The 18563-nt window shown below is 46.7% G+C and carries 17 protein-coding genes, 3 tRNA genes and 1 riboswitch; of the genes, 6 read left to right on the top strand and 14 right to left on the bottom strand.

Annotation, left to right across the window (positions count from 1 at the left end):
• Positions 1 to 90: 90 nt before the first annotated feature.
• From C8R30_RS06715 to gcvT, 5 genes are all read right to left on the bottom strand, one after another.
• Positions 91 to 1026, bottom strand: coding sequence for a carbohydrate kinase family protein (locus C8R30_RS06715; protein ID WP_107784220.1), 936 nt, complete (start codon positions 1024 to 1026; stop codon positions 91 to 93).
• A gap of 115 nt (positions 1027 to 1141) precedes the next feature.
• Complete coding sequence (gene gcvPB / locus C8R30_RS06710; protein ID WP_090670094.1) at positions 1142 to 2590, bottom strand: aminomethyl-transferring glycine dehydrogenase subunit GcvPB; 1449 nt, start codon at positions 2588 to 2590, stop codon at positions 1142 to 1144.
• A 94-nt stretch (positions 2591 to 2684) separates the two neighbouring features.
• Positions 2685 to 4046 (bottom strand): aminomethyl-transferring glycine dehydrogenase subunit GcvPA, encoded by a 1362-nt coding sequence (gene gcvPA, locus C8R30_RS06705; RefSeq protein WP_090670091.1) that lies wholly within the window; start codon positions 4044 to 4046, stop codon positions 2685 to 2687.
• A gap of 53 nt (positions 4047 to 4099) precedes the next feature.
• On the bottom strand, positions 4100 to 4489 hold the full coding sequence (gcvH, locus tag C8R30_RS06700; RefSeq protein WP_090670089.1) for a glycine cleavage system protein GcvH: 390 nt from the start codon (positions 4487 to 4489) through the stop codon (positions 4100 to 4102).
• A gap of 42 nt (positions 4490 to 4531) precedes the next feature.
• Positions 4532 to 5623 carry a glycine cleavage system aminomethyltransferase GcvT gene (gene gcvT, locus C8R30_RS06695; RefSeq protein ID WP_107789816.1) on the bottom strand — a complete coding sequence of 364 codons (1092 nt, stop codon included), beginning with the start codon at positions 5621 to 5623 and terminating at the stop codon, positions 4532 to 4534.
• 43 nt (positions 5624 to 5666) lie between these two features.
• A riboswitch (glycine riboswitch) is annotated at positions 5667 to 5770 on the bottom strand.
• Positions 5771 to 6135: 365 nt separating this feature from the next.
• On the opposite strand from gcvT, the gene C8R30_RS06690 reads away from it, so the two are divergent.
• The 4 genes from C8R30_RS06690 to C8R30_RS06675 all read left to right on the top strand — a co-directional run bounded on the left by C8R30_RS06690 (position 6136) and on the right by C8R30_RS06675 (position 8361).
• A tRNA-Pro gene (locus C8R30_RS06690) sits at positions 6136 to 6212 on the top strand.
• 40 nt (positions 6213 to 6252) lie between these two features.
• Positions 6253 to 6329: transfer RNA gene (locus C8R30_RS06685), tRNA-Arg, on the top strand.
• Positions 6330 to 6397: 68 nt separating this feature from the next.
• A tRNA-His gene (locus tag C8R30_RS06680) sits at positions 6398 to 6472 on the top strand.
• A gap of 536 nt (positions 6473 to 7008) precedes the next feature.
• Positions 7009 to 8361 carry a DUF3422 domain-containing protein gene (locus tag C8R30_RS06675; RefSeq protein ID WP_239654090.1) on the top strand — a complete coding sequence of 451 codons (1353 nt, stop codon included), beginning with the start codon at positions 7009 to 7011 and terminating at the stop codon, positions 8359 to 8361.
• 143 nt (positions 8362 to 8504) lie between these two features.
• Here C8R30_RS06675 and pnp read toward each other — a convergent pair whose 3' ends face one another.
• The 4 genes from pnp to C8R30_RS06655 all read right to left on the bottom strand — a co-directional run bounded on the left by pnp (position 8505) and on the right by C8R30_RS06655 (position 13150).
• Positions 8505 to 10613 carry a polyribonucleotide nucleotidyltransferase gene (pnp, locus tag C8R30_RS06670; RefSeq protein WP_107789815.1) on the bottom strand — a complete coding sequence of 703 codons (2109 nt, stop codon included), beginning with the start codon at positions 10611 to 10613 and terminating at the stop codon, positions 8505 to 8507.
• A gap of 88 nt (positions 10614 to 10701) precedes the next feature.
• Complete coding sequence (gene rpsO / locus C8R30_RS06665; protein ID WP_107789814.1) at positions 10702 to 10971, bottom strand: 30S ribosomal protein S15; 270 nt, start codon at positions 10969 to 10971, stop codon at positions 10702 to 10704.
• Between the two features lie 451 nt (positions 10972 to 11422).
• Positions 11423 to 12118 (bottom strand): N-acetylmuramate alpha-1-phosphate uridylyltransferase MurU, encoded by a 696-nt coding sequence (murU, locus tag C8R30_RS06660; protein WP_107789813.1) that lies wholly within the window; start codon positions 12116 to 12118, stop codon positions 11423 to 11425.
• A 27-nt stretch (positions 12119 to 12145) separates the two neighbouring features.
• On the bottom strand, positions 12146 to 13150 hold the full coding sequence (locus C8R30_RS06655) for an aminoglycoside phosphotransferase family protein (protein WP_107789845.1): 1005 nt from the start codon (positions 13148 to 13150) through the stop codon (positions 12146 to 12148).
• Between the two features lie 300 nt (positions 13151 to 13450).
• Between C8R30_RS06655 and C8R30_RS06650 the strand changes: the two genes are divergently transcribed.
• Positions 13451 to 13732 carry an accessory factor UbiK family protein gene (locus C8R30_RS06650; protein ID WP_090670078.1) on the top strand — a complete coding sequence of 94 codons (282 nt, stop codon included), beginning with the start codon at positions 13451 to 13453 and terminating at the stop codon, positions 13730 to 13732.
• Positions 13733 to 13844: 112 nt separating this feature from the next.
• Positions 13845 to 15353, top strand: coding sequence for a YifB family Mg chelatase-like AAA ATPase (locus tag C8R30_RS06645; protein ID WP_107789812.1), 1509 nt, complete (start codon positions 13845 to 13847; stop codon positions 15351 to 15353).
• Between the two features lie 15 nt (positions 15354 to 15368).
• On the opposite strand, the gene dnaB is transcribed toward C8R30_RS06645, so the two are convergent.
• The 5 genes from dnaB to rpsF form a co-directional block, all read right to left on the bottom strand.
• Positions 15369 to 16760 (bottom strand): replicative DNA helicase, encoded by a 1392-nt coding sequence (gene dnaB / locus C8R30_RS06640; protein WP_090670072.1) that lies wholly within the window; start codon positions 16758 to 16760, stop codon positions 15369 to 15371.
• Between the two features lie 114 nt (positions 16761 to 16874).
• On the bottom strand, positions 16875 to 17330 hold the full coding sequence (gene rplI / locus C8R30_RS06635; RefSeq protein ID WP_090670069.1) for a 50S ribosomal protein L9: 456 nt from the start codon (positions 17328 to 17330) through the stop codon (positions 16875 to 16877).
• Positions 17331 to 17348: 18 nt separating this feature from the next.
• On the bottom strand, positions 17349 to 17627 hold the full coding sequence (gene rpsR, locus C8R30_RS06630) for a 30S ribosomal protein S18 (protein ID WP_090670066.1): 279 nt from the start codon (positions 17625 to 17627) through the stop codon (positions 17349 to 17351).
• A gap of 23 nt (positions 17628 to 17650) precedes the next feature.
• A complete protein-coding gene (gene priB / locus C8R30_RS06625) occupies positions 17651 to 17947 on the bottom strand; it encodes a primosomal replication protein N (RefSeq protein ID WP_090670059.1) in 297 nt (98 codons plus the stop codon).
• Positions 17948 to 17961: 14 nt separating this feature from the next.
• Positions 17962 to 18402, bottom strand: coding sequence for a 30S ribosomal protein S6 (gene rpsF, locus C8R30_RS06620; RefSeq protein ID WP_090670056.1), 441 nt, complete (start codon positions 18400 to 18402; stop codon positions 17962 to 17964).
• Positions 18403 to 18563 lie beyond the last annotated feature (161 nt).

Genomic DNA, 18563 nt, shown 5'->3' with positions numbered 1-18563 from the left:
ACATTATCGATTTTTATGGTTAGCCTCTCGTAAACGCCATCACAATATAACTGACTCGAGTTAAGCCGTTGAGTCTTGAATACCGTTTTTTTAAAAAATTCGACTACCAAAAGCTTCATAATAAAGCTGATCAATTTCTTCTCGACTGAATCGATGATTCTGTCCACCTCGGTGAGCGATTTTGATCGCCCCTAATAGCGAGGCGAGCTGACCGGTTGATTGCCAATCCATGTCATGGGTGATGCCGTACAGTAATCCAGCACGATAAGCATCTCCGCAGCCTGTAGGGTCAACGATGGCTTTGGGTGTGGCACAGGGAATATCGATTTCATGGCCATCCGCGTAAATGGTCGAGCCATGGGCGCCTTTTGTGACGATCAATGCCTTGACCTGACTGGCAAGCTGATTGAATGACCATTGTGTGCGTTCTTGCAATAATTGACCCTCATAGTCATTGACCGCGATATAGTCGGCTTTCTCGACAAAATCGACCAGCTCATCGCCACTGAACATAGGGAGCCCTTGGCCAGGATCAAACATATAGGGAATGCCACATTCATGGAATTCGCGCGCGTGGGCAAGCATTCCTTCCCGGCCGTCAGGTGCAATGATACCGAGACAAATATCCGCCGCATCCTTAACAGAGTTGTAGTGCGAGAAGTTCATTGCGCCGGGATGAAAGGCGGTGATTTGATTATCATCGAGGTCAGTGGTAATAAACGCCTGCGCAGTAAAGGTATCGTTAATTTGCCGGATATAGGTTTTAGCCAAGTTGAGTTTCTCTAGGCGATATGCGTAAGGCTGAAAATCGTCACCGACCGTTGCCATGATCAGGGGATGACCACCCAACATATTCAGGTTGTAAGCGATATTGGCTGCGCAACCGCCAAACTCACGGCGCATATCCGGCACGAGAAAGGCTACATTGAGTACGTGCAATTTATCAGGCAGGATATGGCGTTTGAAGTGATCTCGGAACACCATGATGGTGTCGTAGGCAATAGAGCCGCAAACGAGGGTATGCATCGTTATGAGTATATATAGACTGCGTGTATATGGGTTAGAATAAACACCTCCCCGGATGAGATGATCATCTGCTCAATCGGGGAGGGAGATTGTGATTAAAAAGAGTTCAGTAAATTCATTGTGGCTTCCAGGCTAAATCCAATTCACGGGCAGCTCGGACATCGTCCAATTTACGCAATGGCATGTTGTGGGGAGCGCTTTTCACCATGTCGGGCTGATCTTCGATCTCTTGCAATATTTCCTTCATGGCAGTAACAAATGCATCGAGCGTTTGCTTGGATTCCGTTTCGGCAGGTTCAATGAGCAGACATTCCGGAATTAGGATCGGAAAATAAGTTGTCGGTGCATGATAGCCTTTATCTAATAACCGCTTGGCGAGGTTCATCGCGGTAACGCCTGTTCTTTCTTTGATTTCTTTCAGCGTGACGATAAATTCATGGCTTGCCCGGCGCGTGGGGTAGGCGATTTCAAACCCAGCCTTGCGTAACTCTGCCATCAAATAGTTGGCATTCAAGGTGGCATATTGTGAAATCCGATTCATCCCTTCTGCGCCTAGTAAACGAACATAAATATAAGCGCGAAGCAATACCCCTGCATTTCCCATGTGGGCAGATAATCGGCCAATCGTTTGTGGTACGTCTTCTTCCGTCAGCCAGCGATAAACGCCTTTCTCATGCGCAACCATGGGAATAGGTAAATAAGGTAGAAGGCGCTCAGCTACGCCGACAGGGGCTGCTCCCGGACCACCGCCACCGTGCGGTGTGGAAAAGGTCTTGTGCAGGTTGATATGGATGACATCAAATCCCATATCGCCTGGTTTGACTTTGCCGAGGACCGCGTTGAGGTTAGCGCCGTCATAGTAAAGCAGCCCACCGGCTTCATGGACGATACGGCTCATTTCCGAGATATTTTTTTCAAAAACACCCAGCGTCGATGGGTTGGTCAGCATCAAACCAGCTGTTTGAGGTCCCACAGCGGCTTTCAACGCATCCATGTCGACATTGCCTTCTTTATCCGTGGTGATTTCGACCACTTTGTATCCACACATGACGGCGGTAGCAGGGTTTGTACCGTGCGCGGCATCGGGTACGATGATTTCGGTACGTTTTTTATCACCGCGCGCTTCATGGTAAGCGCGGATCATCATGACGCCAATCAACTCACCTTGTGCGCCTGCCATAGGCGTGAGGCTTACCCCAGCCATGCCTGTGACATCTTTCAGAATTTCCTGTAGTTCATACATGCACGCAAGGAAGCCTTGCCCGGTATCTTCAGGTGCTAAAGGATGTCGCGCCAGAAATTGCGGGAGCATGGCCAGAGCGTTGCAAGCACGCGGGTTGTATTTCATCGTACAAGAACCGAGTGGGTAGAATTCTGTATCGATCGAAAAATTCTTCTGAGAAAGGCGAGTATAGTGACGCACTGCATCCATTTCAGATACTTCAGGAAGTAGCACTGGTGATTTACGCAGTAGATTTTGTGGGATAGCCTGTTTCTCCGCTGGCGTGGTCGGAGATTGGGAATAATTGCGTCTTCCCGGACGTGAATGTTCAAATATCAACATAAGGGTTTTTACATTTAGAAAATGAGTTCAAATTAGACAGAACCGTCGGTTGATCAAGCTCAACTTTAGTCTGCAGAATGGCAGATTTCGATCATTACTTGTATTTTTTGAGTATTTTTCCAAGCACCTCACCGAATTTATCCAGATCAACAGGTGTTTTAGTCTCAGTCGTGCACACGAGGAGTGTATTGCTTAACGCTGGGTAGTAGTCTTGGAGGCTTAATCCGCCCAGAATACCTTGTGCTTTAAGTGCTTGCAGAATTTCATCAATTGGGCCAGGCAGCTTTAGTGCGGCCTCATGGAAACAAAAACCGCTATGTGCGCGTTTTACCCCTGGTATGGTTTCCAATTTTTCAACCAATTGCAACAGATTGGCGTGTGACTGGGCAGCAACCCGGCGCAGCCCCTCTGGGCCCAAGAGAGACATGTAGATGGTGGCGGCAGTTACCATCAATCCTTGGTTGGTACAGATATTAGAGGTCGCTTTTGAGCGGCGAATGTGTTGTTCGCGTGCCTGTAAAGTGAGGACAAAACCAGGTTTATTATCTAGATCAACTGTTTTGCCAATAATACGCCCTGGCATTTGACGAACTAATTCTTGCTTGCAGGCCATAAAACCAAAATAAGGACCGCCGCTAGACAGCGGGATACCTAACGGTTGGCCTTCGCCTACTGCGATATCCGCACCCTTTGTACCCCATTCGCCTGGTGGTGTGAGCATGGCAAGCGACATCGGGTTGACAACGGCGATCACCAATGAATTTTTTTTGTGTGCCCAATCCGTAAGGGTGTCGACTTGTTCGAGGACACCAAAAAAATTAGGCTGAGGGACGACGAGTGCAGCAAATTCCTCTTGGCCAAATGGGTCGAGCTGTTCGGGGATTACTTGTCCCGATTCGGGATCAAAGGGGATTTCGACCACTTCAATATCTTGATTGCGTACAATGGCACGTAATACCTTACGATAGGTTGGGTGAGCCGTTCCCGGCACCAGAATACGACGAGACGTCTTGTGCTGCCGTACTGCCATTAGCGCGGCTTCTGCTAGCGCAGTTGCGCCATCGTAAAGACTCGCGTTCGATACATCCATGCCGGTCAACGAGGCCATCATGGTTTGGTATTCGTACAGCAATTGAAGTGTACCTTGGCTTGCTTCCGCCTGATAAGGCGTGTATGAGGAATAGAATTCACCACGCGTGGTAATTTGCCAGACTGCTGCAGGAATGTGATGCTCATAGGCACCCGCTCCGATGAAATTGAGATAGAAGCCATCGGCTTGCGCACGCTCATGCATCAGTCTTGTTATTTCCATTTCGGTCATACCAGGGGGTACGCGTGACAAATTACCTGTCTTTAGGTCGGGCGGAATTTCATCAAATAATTCTTCGATAGAGGCCGCACCAATACTGGCAAGCATCTCTTCGACGTCTTCTTCTGTGTGAGGAATAAATGGCATGATCGGTAGTTTTATATAATTTAGAGCAATAAATCAGAAACGAATAAGCTGGGCTAATGTGCTTCGCTTTCCAAGGCTTTTTCATAGCCTTGTGCATCGAGAAGGTTGGCTACATCGGCAACATTCGCTGGCTTCAATTTAAATAGCCAGGCATGGTAAGGATCCTGGTTGATCTTCTCAGGAGAAGATTCCAATTCCGTGTTGACTTCTACGACTTCTCCTGCGAGAGGGGAATAAACATCAGCTGCCGCCTTGACTGATTCCACGACGGCACATTCTTCTTTTTGGCCAAGGGTGCGGCCGACTTTGGGCAGCTCGACAAAAACCATATCGCCGAGCAATTCCTGTGCATGCTGAGTGATGCCGATCGTGACGGTACCATCACTCTCGGTTTTTACCCATTCATGCGATTTTGTATATTTCAGTTCTGTTGGGATACTCATTCTATTCTCCAAATATAAAAAAGGATTTAAGTGGTCTTGGCTTCAAATCAATATTTGGCCATTTCGTACGAATGGATATTTTACGACTTTGGCGGCGAGTTGTTTGTCTCGAACCAGCACATGAACTTCATCACCAACGGTGACGTCTGCTGGAACACGGGCCAAAGCAATGGATTGGCCGATTGTAGGGGAAAAGCCACCGCTGGTTATTTCTCCTTCTCCCTGGCTATTATCGTGCCGCGTAATCACTCGCTGGTGGCTGCGAAGGACGCCTTTATCCAATAACAGCAGACCGATCAATTGTTTCTTGATGGGCGTTTGTAACAATGCTTGCTTGCCGATGAAATCGCGCTCGCTTTTGAGATCGACCGTCCAGGCTAACCCGGATTCAAGCGGGTTGGTCGTTTCATCCATATCTTGACCATAGAGATTCATCCCCGCTTCCAGGCGAAGCGTATCGCGCGCACCCAGCCCTGCAGGCGCTACTCCAGCCGAATAAAGTTTTTTCCAGAAATCTGCGGCATCGGTCACCGGCAAAATGATTTCAAAGCCATCCTCACCGGTGTAACCTGTACGCGCAATGAAATATTGATCAAATACCGCGGATTGGAATTGCTTCAAGTTTTCCGTAATCGATTGAGCGCCTGGAATAACTTGCCAAACTTTAGTACGTGCCGTTGGGCCTTGCACGGCAATCATGGCTAAATCGCGACGTGGTTTTATTTCAAGATCTGGGGCGGATTTGTCGCGTTGCGAAGTGATCCAGGCAACGTCCTTATCCGCAGTGCCGGCATTGACGACGAGTCGAAACCAGGATTCTGACAAGAAGTAGATGATGAGATCATCGATGATACCCCCATCCGGTTTGAGCATGCAGGTATAAAGTGCTTTGCCGGGAACTGTGAGTTTATCAACATTATTGGCAACCAGTTGCCGCAGGAAATCACGGACATGGCCACCCTCGACGTCGACGACCAGCATATGCGATACATCAAACATGCCAGCGTCTTGCCTAACCTTATGGTGTTCGTCTAATTGTGATCCATAATGAAGTGGCATATCCCAACCACCGAAATCGACCATTTTTGCGTTCATATCTCGGTGAACTTGGTTAAGAGGGGTCATTTTTAGCACAGATTTTTTCTCCCTAAGATAAAAAAATGAAGTCTTCTCTCGACCTCACCCCTCTGTCCTTTTACCTGAGAGTTTTACGGTGGAATGTTGTCCGTGTGCCCCTTCGGTGGCTGAACTCAATGTTCGGCGCTCTCCAGATTGCCTGTCGCAAGCAGTTTTTTTAGTCAATAAGAGTTTTGTTGACTATACCTGAGCGATTCCGGGGGGGTTACGCCTTCGGCGGCGCTAAGCAAAGCGCGCTCTCCTGCTTGGATATAAAATGGCAGTTCGCCACTATACCTTAGCTGGGTGTGCGAAACAAGATACTGCTGAAAATGTTCTATAAAAACAATCTCCCATTCGTTGATAATCGATCGATTGGGGGGTAGCCAAAAAGATCGACACTTGCCCCGCTCATTTGACTCAAAGCATAGGGTGAAGCTGGGGAAAATAACCTGATTTCAACACCACGATTGGAAAATGAAACGGGAATTTGACGTATACCTTTTGAAAAGGTATATTAGCTGCCTTTCCGGGGTGTAGCGTAGCCTGGTAGCGCGCCTGGTTTGGGACCAGGATGTCGGGAGTTCAAATCTCTCCACCCCGACCAGTTTATGTGTAGCTGTGTTGGATTAAGCCCGGTTTGAGTCGTGCCCGTAGCTCAACCGGATAGAGCACCAGCCTTCTAAGCTGGGGGTTACAGGTTCGATTCCTGTCGGGCACGCCATAATTACTTCGTTTTTTGCAATCCAAAAAACTAATAAGCGTAATATTTGAATACTGTTTTTGTAGATGGTGGCTGTAGCTCAGTGGTAGAGTCCCGGATTGTGATTCCGGTTGTCGTGGGTTCGACCCCCATCAGCCACCCCAGTACCTAAAGCCCGTAGATCGCTTAATTTGGCGTTAGCGTTATGGATGTGTCTGGTTTGCGGTAGATTCCCCATCATGGTCTTTATGTTGTGACAGTCTTGGCGTAAATCCTATGTATCTTCCCTAAACTTTTAAGACTGAACGCAGCCTACCTACCAGAGCATCAGGAACAAATCCTGCGTTAAAGAAATTTTTGATTATTCATATCAAAGATCCGCCGTACGATAGCGAAGAAATACCCTTCTTCGTGATGCTCCAATTTTCCTATTTTCTTGTATTTCTCTTACTTGAGCTGTTAGATGGACGAAATTCCCAGGTAATATATGAATAATCAGGATAATCCTTCAGCCTTTATCGTGATAATCTCTAAGTTGCCTCTAAAAATTCAGCGTTTTAAATAAGACGAGGTGGGAGCAAAAAATGCTGACGTAGCCTGTGCTTGATAGCTAATGAAACCTTTTCTGTGAGCAACGAAGCATTGTAAACCTATACGGATTTTGAGTGGTGCCCTCTAGTTTGATGAAACCCCGGTGATCATGAGTGATATGAATTTCTCCTCTTTTCTTGCGCAGCCAGAAGCAGATAGCCAGCCTCTTCCAAAGAGAAATTTGGCGGGTATCCCTGAGTACCCCGAACGGCACGATCTTCATACAGAGCTTAATGCGGATGTTTATGAACTGGTAAGTATACCCGCGCAACTATCGCACTTGGTGCTGTTATCCGACAGGCAATGGATAGACCAAGAGCGTCAGTTGATTGTAGCGCTCTGCGATCGCTACAAAATTGCACGACCTAATTCACATTTTGATCAGTTCAGTGCCGAAATGGGTGAATTTCGTTTGCGTTGGGAGCGCCACACTGAATATTCAACCTATACTGTTTACCGGAGAGGGTCGTTTGATATTCCATTTGCAAAGCCGGCTATCGCCGAGATACCTCAAGATTGGTTAGCGCGTATACCAGGTGAAGTGCTGGTAGCGACACACATCGCTTTGGATGATCGTTCTCGTCCGAGCCGTAGTTTGAGTGAATTGGCTAATCTATTTGAGTCCAATACTGTCATTGGTTCTAAAGTGTCGGGTGGAAGCGCGAGCGTATGGAGTGATAACCAAATTCATGCGGATGGCTTTAGTCGAATCTTGATTCATGATGACAATTTGCGCAGCCGCCAAGTCGGCAGGCTGGTGCAGCGATTATTGGAGATCGAAACATATCGAATGTTGGCGATATTGCCGCTCACATTGACACGGAAAGTCATCCCTCAGCTGGAGCGTTATGATGATCGATTAGCCGAACTGATAACGGGCAATGAGTTGACAGGGATCGAAGATGAACAGCGTTTACTTGGTGAGCTGACTAAGTTAGCTTCTGAAATCGAAAAAATCTCAGCCCAAACGAGTCACCGTTTCAGCGCTTCGCAGACCTATTACGCGATTATGCAACAGCGTATCGTCGAATTGAGAGAGGAGCGTATCGAGGGTCTGCAAATGTTGTACGAGTTCAGGAAACAGCGTGTGACTTCAGCGATGGGGACATTTGATCTGGTCCGTTCGCAACTAGAAATCCTTTCTCTGCGTGTGGCGCGCGCCTCATCGATGCTACGGACGCGAGTAGATATTTCTATGGAATCGCAAATACGTGATTTATTGAAATCCATGGATAATCGCGCGCACTTGCAATTGCGTTTGCAAGAAACGGTCGAAGGCTTGTCAGTCGTCGTACTCAGTTATTATTTAATCGGTATTGTGGGCTATGGGCTAAAAGCAGTTAAAGCAGCGGGTTATGCAGTTAACGTAGAATTGCTTACCGGCGTGGCCATTCCCATTGTTGTGGCTGCGGTATTCTTTGGCGTGAGGCGATTGCGCCGCATGGTGAAAAAGAGTAATTAGCGCAAATAAGTTCCTTGCTTTAATCCCTGCTTCGCATTTGCATCAATGAATGAAAAAAGCGTTACCCCCTTATTTATCGCAAACGGGTAACGCTTATTTTTTCAGATCTACTGTAAGAAATCAGGTCAAGTTTGATTCGACAATCAAGAAACGGCACTTTCTGTTTCATCAGTCGTAACTGCTTTCATGCTCAAACGGAGTCGGCCCTTATCATCCGCCTCCAGCACTTTTACCCGAACTGATTGACCTTCTTTAAGGTGGGTGGCAACATCCTCCACTCGTTCATTGGCAATTTGTGAAATATGCAGGAGCCCGTCTTTCCCGGGCAGTATGCTGACAATTGCACCAAAATCGAGCAGTTTCAATACTACTCCATTGTAGATTTTGCCGACTTCCACTTCTGCAGTGATATCTTCAATACGCTTTCTGGCGAGTTCACCTCCCTCGCTATTGATGCACGCGATCATGACGGTTCCATCATCTGTGATATCAATCGTGGTATTGGTTTCTTCGGTAAGCGCACGAATTACTGCGCCGCCTTTTCCGATGACATCGCGGATTTTTTCAGGATTGATTTTGAATTTAATAATGCGTGGAGCATGGGTCGATATATTCTCGCGTGTGGTGGGTAATGCCTGTTTCATGAGTTCGAGAATATGTAGCCGCCCCTCTTGTGCTTGCAACAAAGCAACTTGCATGATTTCCTTGGTGATACCCTGGATTTTGATATCCATCTGTAATGCGGTGATTCCTTTTTCCGTTCCGGCAACTTTAAAATCCATGTCGCCAAGATGATCTTCATCACCCAGTATATCGGTTAATACCGCAAAACGATTTCCTTCCTTAATCAAACCCATGGCGATTCCTGCCACATGTGCTTTTAAGGGAACACCCGCATCCATTAATGCTAAACACCCCCCACAGACCGACGCCATGGAGCTCGAACCATTAGATTCAGTAATTTCAGAAACAACTCGCAATGAGTAACCAAATTCTTCGGTTGAAGGAAGCACGGCCACTAGGGCGCGTTTAGCGAGTCGCCCATGACCGATCTCACGCCGTTTTGGTGTGCCAACCCGCCCAATTTCACCGGTAGCAAAAGGTGGCATGTTATAGTGCAACATGAAACGGTCTGAATAATCACCTTGCAAGGTATCGATTCTTTGTTCGTCGCGAGCCGTTCCTAAAGTAGCAACAACCAATGCTTGGGTCTCGCCACGGGTAAATAATGCAGAGCCATGTGTGCGAGGCAGCACGCCATGTCGTATGGTAATCGGGCGGACCGTACGTGTTCCGCGCCCATCTATGCGTGGTTCTCCATCAAGAATGCGTGTACGAACGATTTGAGATTCAAGCTCGAAAGCGATTTCTTTGACAGATTGTTCTTCAGGACCCGTTTCTGTACCGATACCCAATTCATTATAGACACGTTGCCAGGTTTCTTTAATCGCTTCGGTTCTGGCTTGCTTTTGTTTTAATTGAAATGCATTGCGTAAATCGGCCTCAGCTAATTGTTTGATTTTTTCGATCAATGTCGGATCTTTTTCTACTGGTTTCCAATCCCACGCAGTTACCCCAGCTTCATCGGCAAATTCATTAATGGCATCGATGACTTTTTGCATTTGTTCGTGACCATACATGATGGCCCCGAGCATCACTTCTTCAGGTAACTCATTTGCTTCGGATTCAACCATCAGAACTGCTTGCTGTGTACCCGCTACGACTAAATTGAGTTGTGTTTCTTTTAGCTCAGTCGTGGTCGGGTTAAGTACGTATTCGCCATTGATGTAGCCTACACGCGCGGCGCCAATAGGGCCGTCAAATGGGATGCCAGAAAGAACGAGCGCGGCAGACGTGCCTATCATGGCAGGAATGTCGGCGTCTATCTCGCTCTCCGATGAGAGTACCATGGCGAGAACTTGTACTTCATTATAAAAGCCATCGGGAAATAATGGCCGAATAGGGCGATCGATCAGTCTTGAAGTCAGCGTTTCCTTTTCGGAAGGGCGCCCCTCACGTTTAAAGAAACTGCCTGGAATACGTCCTGCCGAATAAAATTTTTCTTGATAATCAACGGTCAATGGAAAAAAATCTTGACCAGGTTTGGTGTTTTTATCGCCTACGACAGTTACCAGTACAACTGTGTCATCCATCGTGACCATCACTGCACCATGCGCTTGTCTCGCAATTTCTCCGGTCTCCAGTGTAAGCGTATGGCGACCGTAGGTAATACTTTTCTTGATCAGTTTCAATTAACAGTCCTTCTTTATTGTTTAGCTAAAATAGTTTAAACAATTACTTAAAACTCATCCAAGCTAGGGTAGAAAGCTAATAAGTCAATTATTTGCGTAAACCAAGGCGCTCAATTAGCGCAAGATAGCGATCGTTGTTTTTCTTTTTCAAGTAATCGAGTAATTTGCGTCGGTGACTGACCATTCTAAGTAAGCCGCGGCGTGAGTGATGATCTTTGATATGTGTTTTAAAGTGATTGATTAAGTCATTGATGCGAGTAGTTAAAAGTGCTACCTGAACTTCAGGAGAACCGGTATCTCCTGCGGCTCTTTGATAGTCATGCACCACCTTAGCTTTTTGCTCGGTTGTGACTGCCATATAGTTTTCTCCAGTTTTTGTGTTATTAACCTATTTCAAGATGCGCGATTTTACTCTTTAATGGGGTATTTGTCCAAAACTAACAAAGCGTTGGGAGGGTCTGGATCAAATAGGTGTAAAGGAAATATTCTGCAGATAAATAAAGGAATATATTTAGAATTTTACGGATATTTCTCACTATTGTCCGACAAAGCAAACTAAAGCTACTGAGAGGTTGTGAAAACGGAGTTTCGTGAAAACGGAGTTTTGATAAAAAGAAGTTTTGCTAACAAATGGTAGGAAACACTCCAGATACCGAGCGGACAGCGCGAACAGTTGATTTGCAGCCTCTCTATTCTCGGGCAACCTTACCTGGCGAATATAGGGATACAGATCAGTGTTACCCATTGCTACCTGGAAAAGAATGATGCAATGGCTATTGAGCAAGGCATAGCTTTAGTATCCTGTTTTTTTACCTCTTATCGCTAAACTGTTTATCCAACCACTGTAAACGCTCAGGTGTGCCGATATCCATCCAAGTACCCGAGAAATATTCTCCCGTTACTTTTTTTACCGAAATGGCGTGGCGCAGCAATGGTGAGAGTTTTGTCGCAACGCCGGGGGTGACTTGATTAAAGAGTATCGGATGATAAGCGCCAATCCCGCTGTATGTCAGTGTAGCGTGCCCAGAAGTTGTAATACGATCGTTCGCCAGAAAAAAGTCGCCTGCAGGATGATGAGGAGGATTATCGACCAAGATCAAATGCGCGAGATCATTTTCGGGGGTGGAATGCAAGCGTTTTAATGCTGGCAGCAGGGTGGCATAATCCATTTGGACGTAAATATCGGCATTGACAACGAGGAAGGGTTGATTAGCCGCGCCGTTAGTCAGATGTGGGAGCGCATTCGCTATGCCGCCAGCTGTTTCTAGTACCGAGGTTTCTTTAGAGTAAGTGATATGGACGCTATAGCGCTGACCGTCACCGAGAGCTGCTTCGATCATATGGCCTAGGTAGGCATGGTTGATGATAATTTCCAGAAAGCCAGCTTGCGCCAAATTATGCAGATGATATTCGATCAGCATTTGGTTGCCGGCACGCAATAACGGTTTGGGCAGGGTATCTGTAAGCGGGCGCATTCGTTCGCCTCGCCCGGCAGCGAGTATCATCGCCCGAAAAGGATGATTAGCCACTGGTCAGAAGGTATAGCCTATTCGTGTATCAGGTCGAATATTCTCAAGCTGATCGAGCAGGGCGAGCAATAGATGTAATTCCTGATAGCGTTCACAGGCTCTCCGCAAATAAGTCATGACCAGGGGCATGTCTTTAAGGTAGGCATCTTTATGATCACGATGATAAAGGCGGGCAAAAATACCCAGTACTTTGAGGTGGCGCTGGACACCCATCCATTCGAAGTCACGGTAAAAGTCCGAGAAATCTATAGCGACAGGAAGACCTACTTTACGTGCTTTTTCCCAGTAGCGGATAACCCAGTCGAGCACGCGATCTTCCTCCCAATGAATGTATGCATCCTTAAATAAGGAAACTAAGTCATAGGTAATTGGACCGTAAACTGCATCCTGGAAATCGATAATGCCTGGGTTGGGCGTGGTCAGCATCAGGTTGCGGGAATGATAATCACGATGGACATATACCCTCGGCTGGGCCAGGTTATTTCTGAGAATACGGGCAAAAATCATTTCTAAATTATTTTGCTGCTTCTGATCAAGCGTCACTTGAAGATGGCGGGCGATATACCATTCTGGGAAAAGGTTTAATTCTCTTCTAAGCAGGGGTTCATCATATGTCGGAAAAACGTGTTCCTGGCTGATTAATTGAATCTTGATGAGGGCATCAATAGCATCCGTATAAAGCTCATCAGCACTGGCGGGGTTTGCCATCAATGTGCGAAGGTAAGTGGTGCTGCCTAAATCGGAAAGCAATAGAAAACCTTCTGCCAGATTTTGCGACAATATGGTTGGCACATTAACTGCCGCTGTAGCAAATACCTTGGCTACATGTAAAAAAGGCGAGCAGTCTTCAAGTTCTGGCGGAGCATCCATAGCGATCATGGTGTCATTAGCCATTGTGATACGGAAATAGCGGCGGAAGCTCGCATCAGCAGAAGCAGGGGAGAGACTGAAGGGTTTTTCTGGAAAGGTTGCTTTAATCCATTCTTCCAGGCGGTGTAAGCGATCGATAGTCATGAATCCGGATTAGGCTAAAAAAATGAAATCATCGCATAGGATAAGCTTTCAAGACAGTTTCTCGATAGCGCAAAATTGTGCGGGAAAATTAAATTCATATACCGATCGATCAGGAATATGGTCTGGGTGAAGGTCGAAATAAATTACAGGCCGATTACAGGCTGTTAAGCTTGCCTCGCTTACCTCTGGAAGGTTGCCTATTTGTTTGAAGTATGCGATGTTATCTTGTATAGACGCTGGCCAAACCTATATAGTGGGTGTAAAGCTATTATTATAAAAAAATTGGAGAGAAAAATGGTTAATAAAAATGTTTTGGATGAAATCGGCGCCAAAATCAGTGAGATCGTAGCACATAGCCCAGCCAAAGATATTGAGAGAAATATGCGTGCCATGATGACGAGTATGCTTTCTCGTTTGGATATGGTGACTCGTGAGGAGTTTGAGGTGCAGCAAGAAGTGCTTAGCAGAACACGCGCTAAGCTGAACGAACTTGAAGACAAGGTTTCCGAATTGGAGCGCCAACTAAAACCAGCCTCCTCCAGTACTGAGATAGGTGATACGAACTACGAAGGGTAGTGCGCGAGCAGCTAATTTCTCTGCGTTTATCTTATCAATCGCACCATTGTTCTTTTTTTCTTGCATAAGATATCGACAATAAGCAGAACAAATACCGCAACCCTAGTTCTTCATGTCACTGGCTATCCTTTATAGTCGTGCGTTGTCCGGAATGGAAGCGCCGTTGGTTACCGTAGAAACGCATTTATCCAATGGCTTGCCGAGTTTTACAATCGTAGGATTGCCTGAAACAGAGGTCAAAGAAAGTAAAGATCGAGTACGCGCTGCACTACAAAACGGACGCTTCAAATTTCCAGCACAACGCATTACCGTCAATCTTGCACCCGCTGATTTACCCAAAGAAAGTGGCCGGTTCGATCTGCCGATCGCGCTGGGTATTCTTGCGGCCACTGGGCAAATTCCTGCAAATGCACTTGACCAATATGAATGGGTAGGGGAGCTTTCATTAAGCGGAGAGCTGCGCCCCATTCATGGTGCGCTAGCCATGACTTACGGTGCATCCCGTTCAGGGCGTAGTTTTGTGTTACCGCAACACAATGCTGCCGAGGCTGCCCTGGTCAAAGAAGCAAGGGTTTATCCTGCAACCTCATTGCTGCAGATATGCGCGCATTTAACTGGACATGAACCATTATTACGCCATGCTCCACCAGCAGAAAAAAGTCTTGTTGGGGACATGCTAGATTGTCCAGATTGGAAAGATGTGAAAGGCCAGGCGCATGCCAAACGTGCGCTAGAGATTGCTGCGGCGGGTGGCCATAGCGTCTTGATGATCGGCCCACCGGGAACTGGAAAATCTATGCTGGCAGAACGTTTGCCGGGTATTCTCCCGTCCATGACGGAGCAGGAGGCGCTCGAGTCTGCCGCAATTCAATCGCTTGCCAGTGGTCGTTTCGATGTTGCTGGTTGGAAGCGCCGCCCATTCCGCTCGCCTCACCATACCGCTTCTGCTGTAGCGATGGTAGGAGGCGGAAGTATTCCCAAGCCTGGAGAAATTTCGTTGGCAATGCACGGTGTGCTATTTTTGGATGAGCTGCCAGAATTTGACAGAAAAGTCCTGGAAGTATTGCGTGAACCGCTTGAATCAGGGCAGATCACGATATCACGCGCAACCCGCCAAGCTAATTTTCCTGCACAGTTTCAGTTGATCGCAGCAATGAACCCTTGTCCTTGCGGTTATTTAGGGCATTATGGTGGGCGCTGCCGCTGTACTCCCGATCAGGTAACGCGCTATCGCGGGAAGTTATCCGGGCCTTTGCTCGATCGCATCGATATGCAGATTGAAGTCCCCGCCGTCCCACAAGAGGATTTGTTACGTCAAGGGGAAGGGGAGTCAAGTATCGAAGTAAGAGTGCGTGTCGAGAAAGCTCGTCAATTGCAACTTACACGACAACACGTTACGAATACCCGCTTGAAAACGCGAGAGATTGACGCATATTGCACACCTGATGGGCAAGGGAAACAGTTATTGGAGCAGGCCATCACCCGTTTGAACATATCTGCGCGAGCCTATCACCGTATTTTGAAGCTTGCGCGCACTATTGCAGATTTGGCAGGCAGTGAGCTGGTACAAAGCAGCCATGTTGCAGAGGCGATTCAATATCGTCGATTGGATCGAAGTTAAATCGTCGCGATAGCATCAGTAATATTCCGCCCGGGCACAATTCTCAAAACGGGTATATTCGCCCAGAAAAGTTAAATCGACTTTTCCGATGGGTCCATTGCGTTGCTTACCAATGATAATTTCAGCGATACCTTTGTCTGGCGTATCTGGGTTATATACTTCATCACGATAGATAAACAAAATAACATCTGCATCTTGCTCGATTGCTCCCGATTCCCGAAGATCGGACATAACAGGCCGCTTGTGTGGATTGGGTCGCTGCTCAAGGCTACGGTTGAGCTGTGATAAGGCGATAACCGGTACTTGTAATTCCTTTGCCAGCGCCTTCAGAGAACGCGAAATCTCGGAAATCTCAGTTGCGCGATTCTCACTTTGCGTGTGAGAGGACATGAGTTGGAGGTAGTCCACGACAATCAATCCTAACTCACCATGCTGGCGATATAGGCGTCTCGCCCGCGCCCTCAGTTCCAATGCATTCAATGCGGCGCTTTCATCGATAAAAATAGGCGCATCATTGAGTTTTCCAAGCGCATGCGTCAACTTGGGCCAATCTTCATCATCCAGTCGTCCAGTGCGTACCTTGTGTTGATCAAGCCTGCCTATTGAGCCCAGCATCCGCATTGCGAGCTGCGCGCCACCCATTTCCATGCTGAAAACAGCGGTAGGCTTATTGAGCTCCAATGCGACGTGCTCGGCAATATTCAGGGAAAAAGCTGTTTTGCCCATCGAGGGTCTGCCAGCAACAATGATTAGATCACCCGGTTGAAAGCCCGAGGTTTTTTGGTCCAGATCATGGAAGCCTGATGCGATCCCAGTAACATCACTGGGATTATCGCGGCTGTAAAGCATTTCGATGCGTTCCACCACTTGCTTCAAGAGTGGCTGGATATCGGTAAAACCTTGTCTGCCACGCGCGCCTAATTCGGCGATCTCAAAGATCTTGCTTTCTGCTTCATCCAATAAGTTGGTCGCGGAACGTCCTGCGGGGTTATATGCAGAGTCAGCGATTTGAGTGCTGACTTCAGCGAGCTTGCGCATGATGGCGCGTTCCCGCACGATTTCCGCGTAGCGGCGGATATTGGCGGCGGTTGGGGTATTTTGGACGATAGCGCCGATATAGGCTAATCCGCCAACATTTTGTAATTCTGCTGAATTTTCGAGCGATTCCGCTACCGTGATGACGTCCGCAGGTTTGTTTTGCTCTATCAAGTTGCAGATATGATGATAGATTAGCTGATGATCGTGCCGGTAAAAATCAGAGTGGGTGAGAATGTCCGCGATTCTGTCCCAGGCGTGGTTATCGAGCATCAAACCGCCTAGTACTGATTGCTCTGCTTCCACTGAATGAGGCGGAGTCTTGTAAATATCTAATTCATTATGTGTGATGCTGATGGGCGATTGAATCATAGGAATCCAGTGGAGTCTACGAACGCTGATGAAATGAATTCTATCATTGATTGGTAGGAATAAAAAAAGGACTGTTGCCAGTCCTTTTTACCGAAGGTGGGTTAACTCGTAAACCTAAGTGGTTGCTTCACCCAGTACTGATACGGTTATATGCGCTGAGATATCGCTATGTAATGCTATAGTGAGCGTATAATCGCCAACTTGCTTGAGTTGGCCGTCCGGCATACGTATCATCGATTTATCAATTTCATAGCCCTGTTCTTTGAGTGCTTCTGCGATGTTCGCATTGGTAACCGAACCAAACAACTTCCCGTCGACACCACTTTTTTGCGTGATTTGCAGCATTAATCCATCGAGTTTGGCCGCGAGCGCTTGGGCAGACGCCATGCTTTCTGCTTGTTTTTTTTCTAATTCAGCACGTCTTGCATTGAAATCCGCAATTGCATTTTCGGTCGCCCATTTGGCTTTACCCTGAGGTATCAGATAATTGCGCGCATAGCCTCTTTTAACGTTGACAATGTCTCCTAGTTGTCCGAGATTCGCAATTTTTTCCAACAGTATCACTTGCATGTTATTTCTCCTCGGTTCTCAATGTCGGTCGGTATAGGGCAGCAAAGCAAGAAAGCGGGCGCGTTCTATCGCTGTATTGAGTTGACGCTGATAGAACGATTTCGTACCTGTGATGCGAGCTGGAATGATTCTGCCGTTTTCGCTAATAAAATCCTTCAGCAAATCAACATCTTTATAATCGATTGTTTTGATACCTTCCACGGTAAAGCGACAGAACTTCTTGCGTTTGAACAAAGGGCGATTAGCCATTTTGTCCTTATTTTTGAGATTGCTATCTCTATTCCTGGTAAATCTCATCGTATTCTTCCTATTTCCAAAATTTATATGATATCGATATGCGTTACGTGCAGCGCTAGTTGAGAGCTGATTCTACTTTTCTTTGCCAGAAAACCGGTCAATTTAACCAAACTACCGATTGTCAGCGTAGAAATCATATTGGCTGTATCAGCAAGCGCTACGGCGGGAATTTCGCATATAACCTGGCGCTGTATGCCGGCTTCAACTTGCTTTGAATGATGAGCAAGCGCAAATTCAATAACGGCTTTTCCTGCAGGGGTATAGCGCAACTGGCCGATGTTGATGATTTCTCCGCAAATGACGGTTTGATTGCAATTCAATCATTGACCTGTGATCAAGTTTCAGCGCTGGCTTTTTCCGATATTTCTTCGGTAACACCTTCAGCACTGGGTTCGGTTACTTCTGCGTTATCTTGATTTGTTTCGGTATCCTCATTCATCGCTGACGCTTTGATTTTGTCTTCTCGCATCATGATGGATGGTGTGGTGATTGCCTGATCCATTTTAATCGTCAGATGCCGAAGTACCGCATCGCTGAACTTAAATGCATGTTCGAGCTCATTTAGCGTTTCTTGGTTACATTCGATATTCATTAAAACATAATGCGCCTTGTGCACTTTTTGAATGAGATAAGCTAGTTGACGTCGTCCCCAATCTTCTACACGATGAATGGCGCCCCCTTTTGAAGTGACGATGCCGCGATAACGTTCGATCATGGCAGGAACTTGTTCACTTTGATCCGGGTGAACGATAAAAACAATTTCGTAATGTCTCATAATATCCTTATGGGTAAAGCCTCCTGTAAAGACAAAAAATTGAAAGTTTTCAATCTTTTCAATCTTTTTAGTACACAGTGAGGCAAGGGTTAAGAATTTACTGCGCTTTGTGACTTTTTTAATACTGCTGTCGTGATAACGATCGCGTATTCTAATGAATT

The sequence above is a fragment of the Nitrosomonas nitrosa genome (assembly GCF_003051105.1).
Taxonomy (GTDB): Bacteria; Pseudomonadota; Gammaproteobacteria; order Burkholderiales; family Nitrosomonadaceae; genus Nitrosomonas; species Nitrosomonas nitrosa.
The sequence above is the reverse complement of the archived record's forward strand: the minus strand, read 5'-3'. Positions and strand labels throughout refer to the sequence as shown.

Bases quoted from the DNA above. Each gene is read 5' to 3' on its own strand.
- rpsO (WP_107789814.1), bottom strand. From the start codon at position 10,971: ATGGCAGTCACAACCGAGCAAAAAGCTAAGGTGGTGCATGACTATCAA.
- murU (WP_107789813.1), bottom strand. From the start codon at position 12,118: ATGATACTCGCTGCCGGGCGAGGCGAACGAATGCGCCCGCTTACAGAT.
- C8R30_RS06715 (WP_107784220.1), bottom strand. From the start codon at position 1,026: ATGCATACCCTCGTTTGCGGCTCTATTGCCTACGACACCATCATGGTG.
- C8R30_RS06650 (WP_090670078.1), top strand. From the start codon at position 13,451: ATGGTTAATAAAAATGTTTTGGATGAAATCGGCGCCAAAATCAGTGAG.
- C8R30_RS06675 (WP_239654090.1), top strand. From the start codon at position 7,009: ATGAGTGATATGAATTTCTCCTCTTTTCTTGCGCAGCCAGAAGCAGAT.
- rplI (WP_090670069.1), bottom strand. From the start codon at position 17,330: ATGCAAGTGATACTGTTGGAAAAAATTGCGAATCTCGGACAACTAGGA.
- dnaB (WP_090670072.1), bottom strand. From the start codon at position 16,760: ATGATTCAATCGCCCATCAGCATCACACATAATGAATTAGATATTTAC.
- gcvH (WP_090670089.1), bottom strand. From the start codon at position 4,489: ATGAGTATCCCAACAGAACTGAAATATACAAAATCGCATGAATGGGTA.
- gcvPA (WP_090670091.1), bottom strand. From the start codon at position 4,046: ATGCCATTTATTCCTCACACAGAAGAAGACGTCGAAGAGATGCTTGCC.
- rpsF (WP_090670056.1), bottom strand. From the start codon at position 18,402: ATGAGACATTACGAAATTGTTTTTATCGTTCACCCGGATCAAAGTGAA.
- C8R30_RS06645 (WP_107789812.1), top strand. From the start codon at position 13,845: ATGTCACTGGCTATCCTTTATAGTCGTGCGTTGTCCGGAATGGAAGCG.
- gcvPB (WP_090670094.1), bottom strand. From the start codon at position 2,590: ATGTTGATATTTGAACATTCACGTCCGGGAAGACGCAATTATTCCCAA.
- rpsR (WP_090670066.1), bottom strand. From the start codon at position 17,627: ATGAGATTTACCAGGAATAGAGATAGCAATCTCAAAAATAAGGACAAA.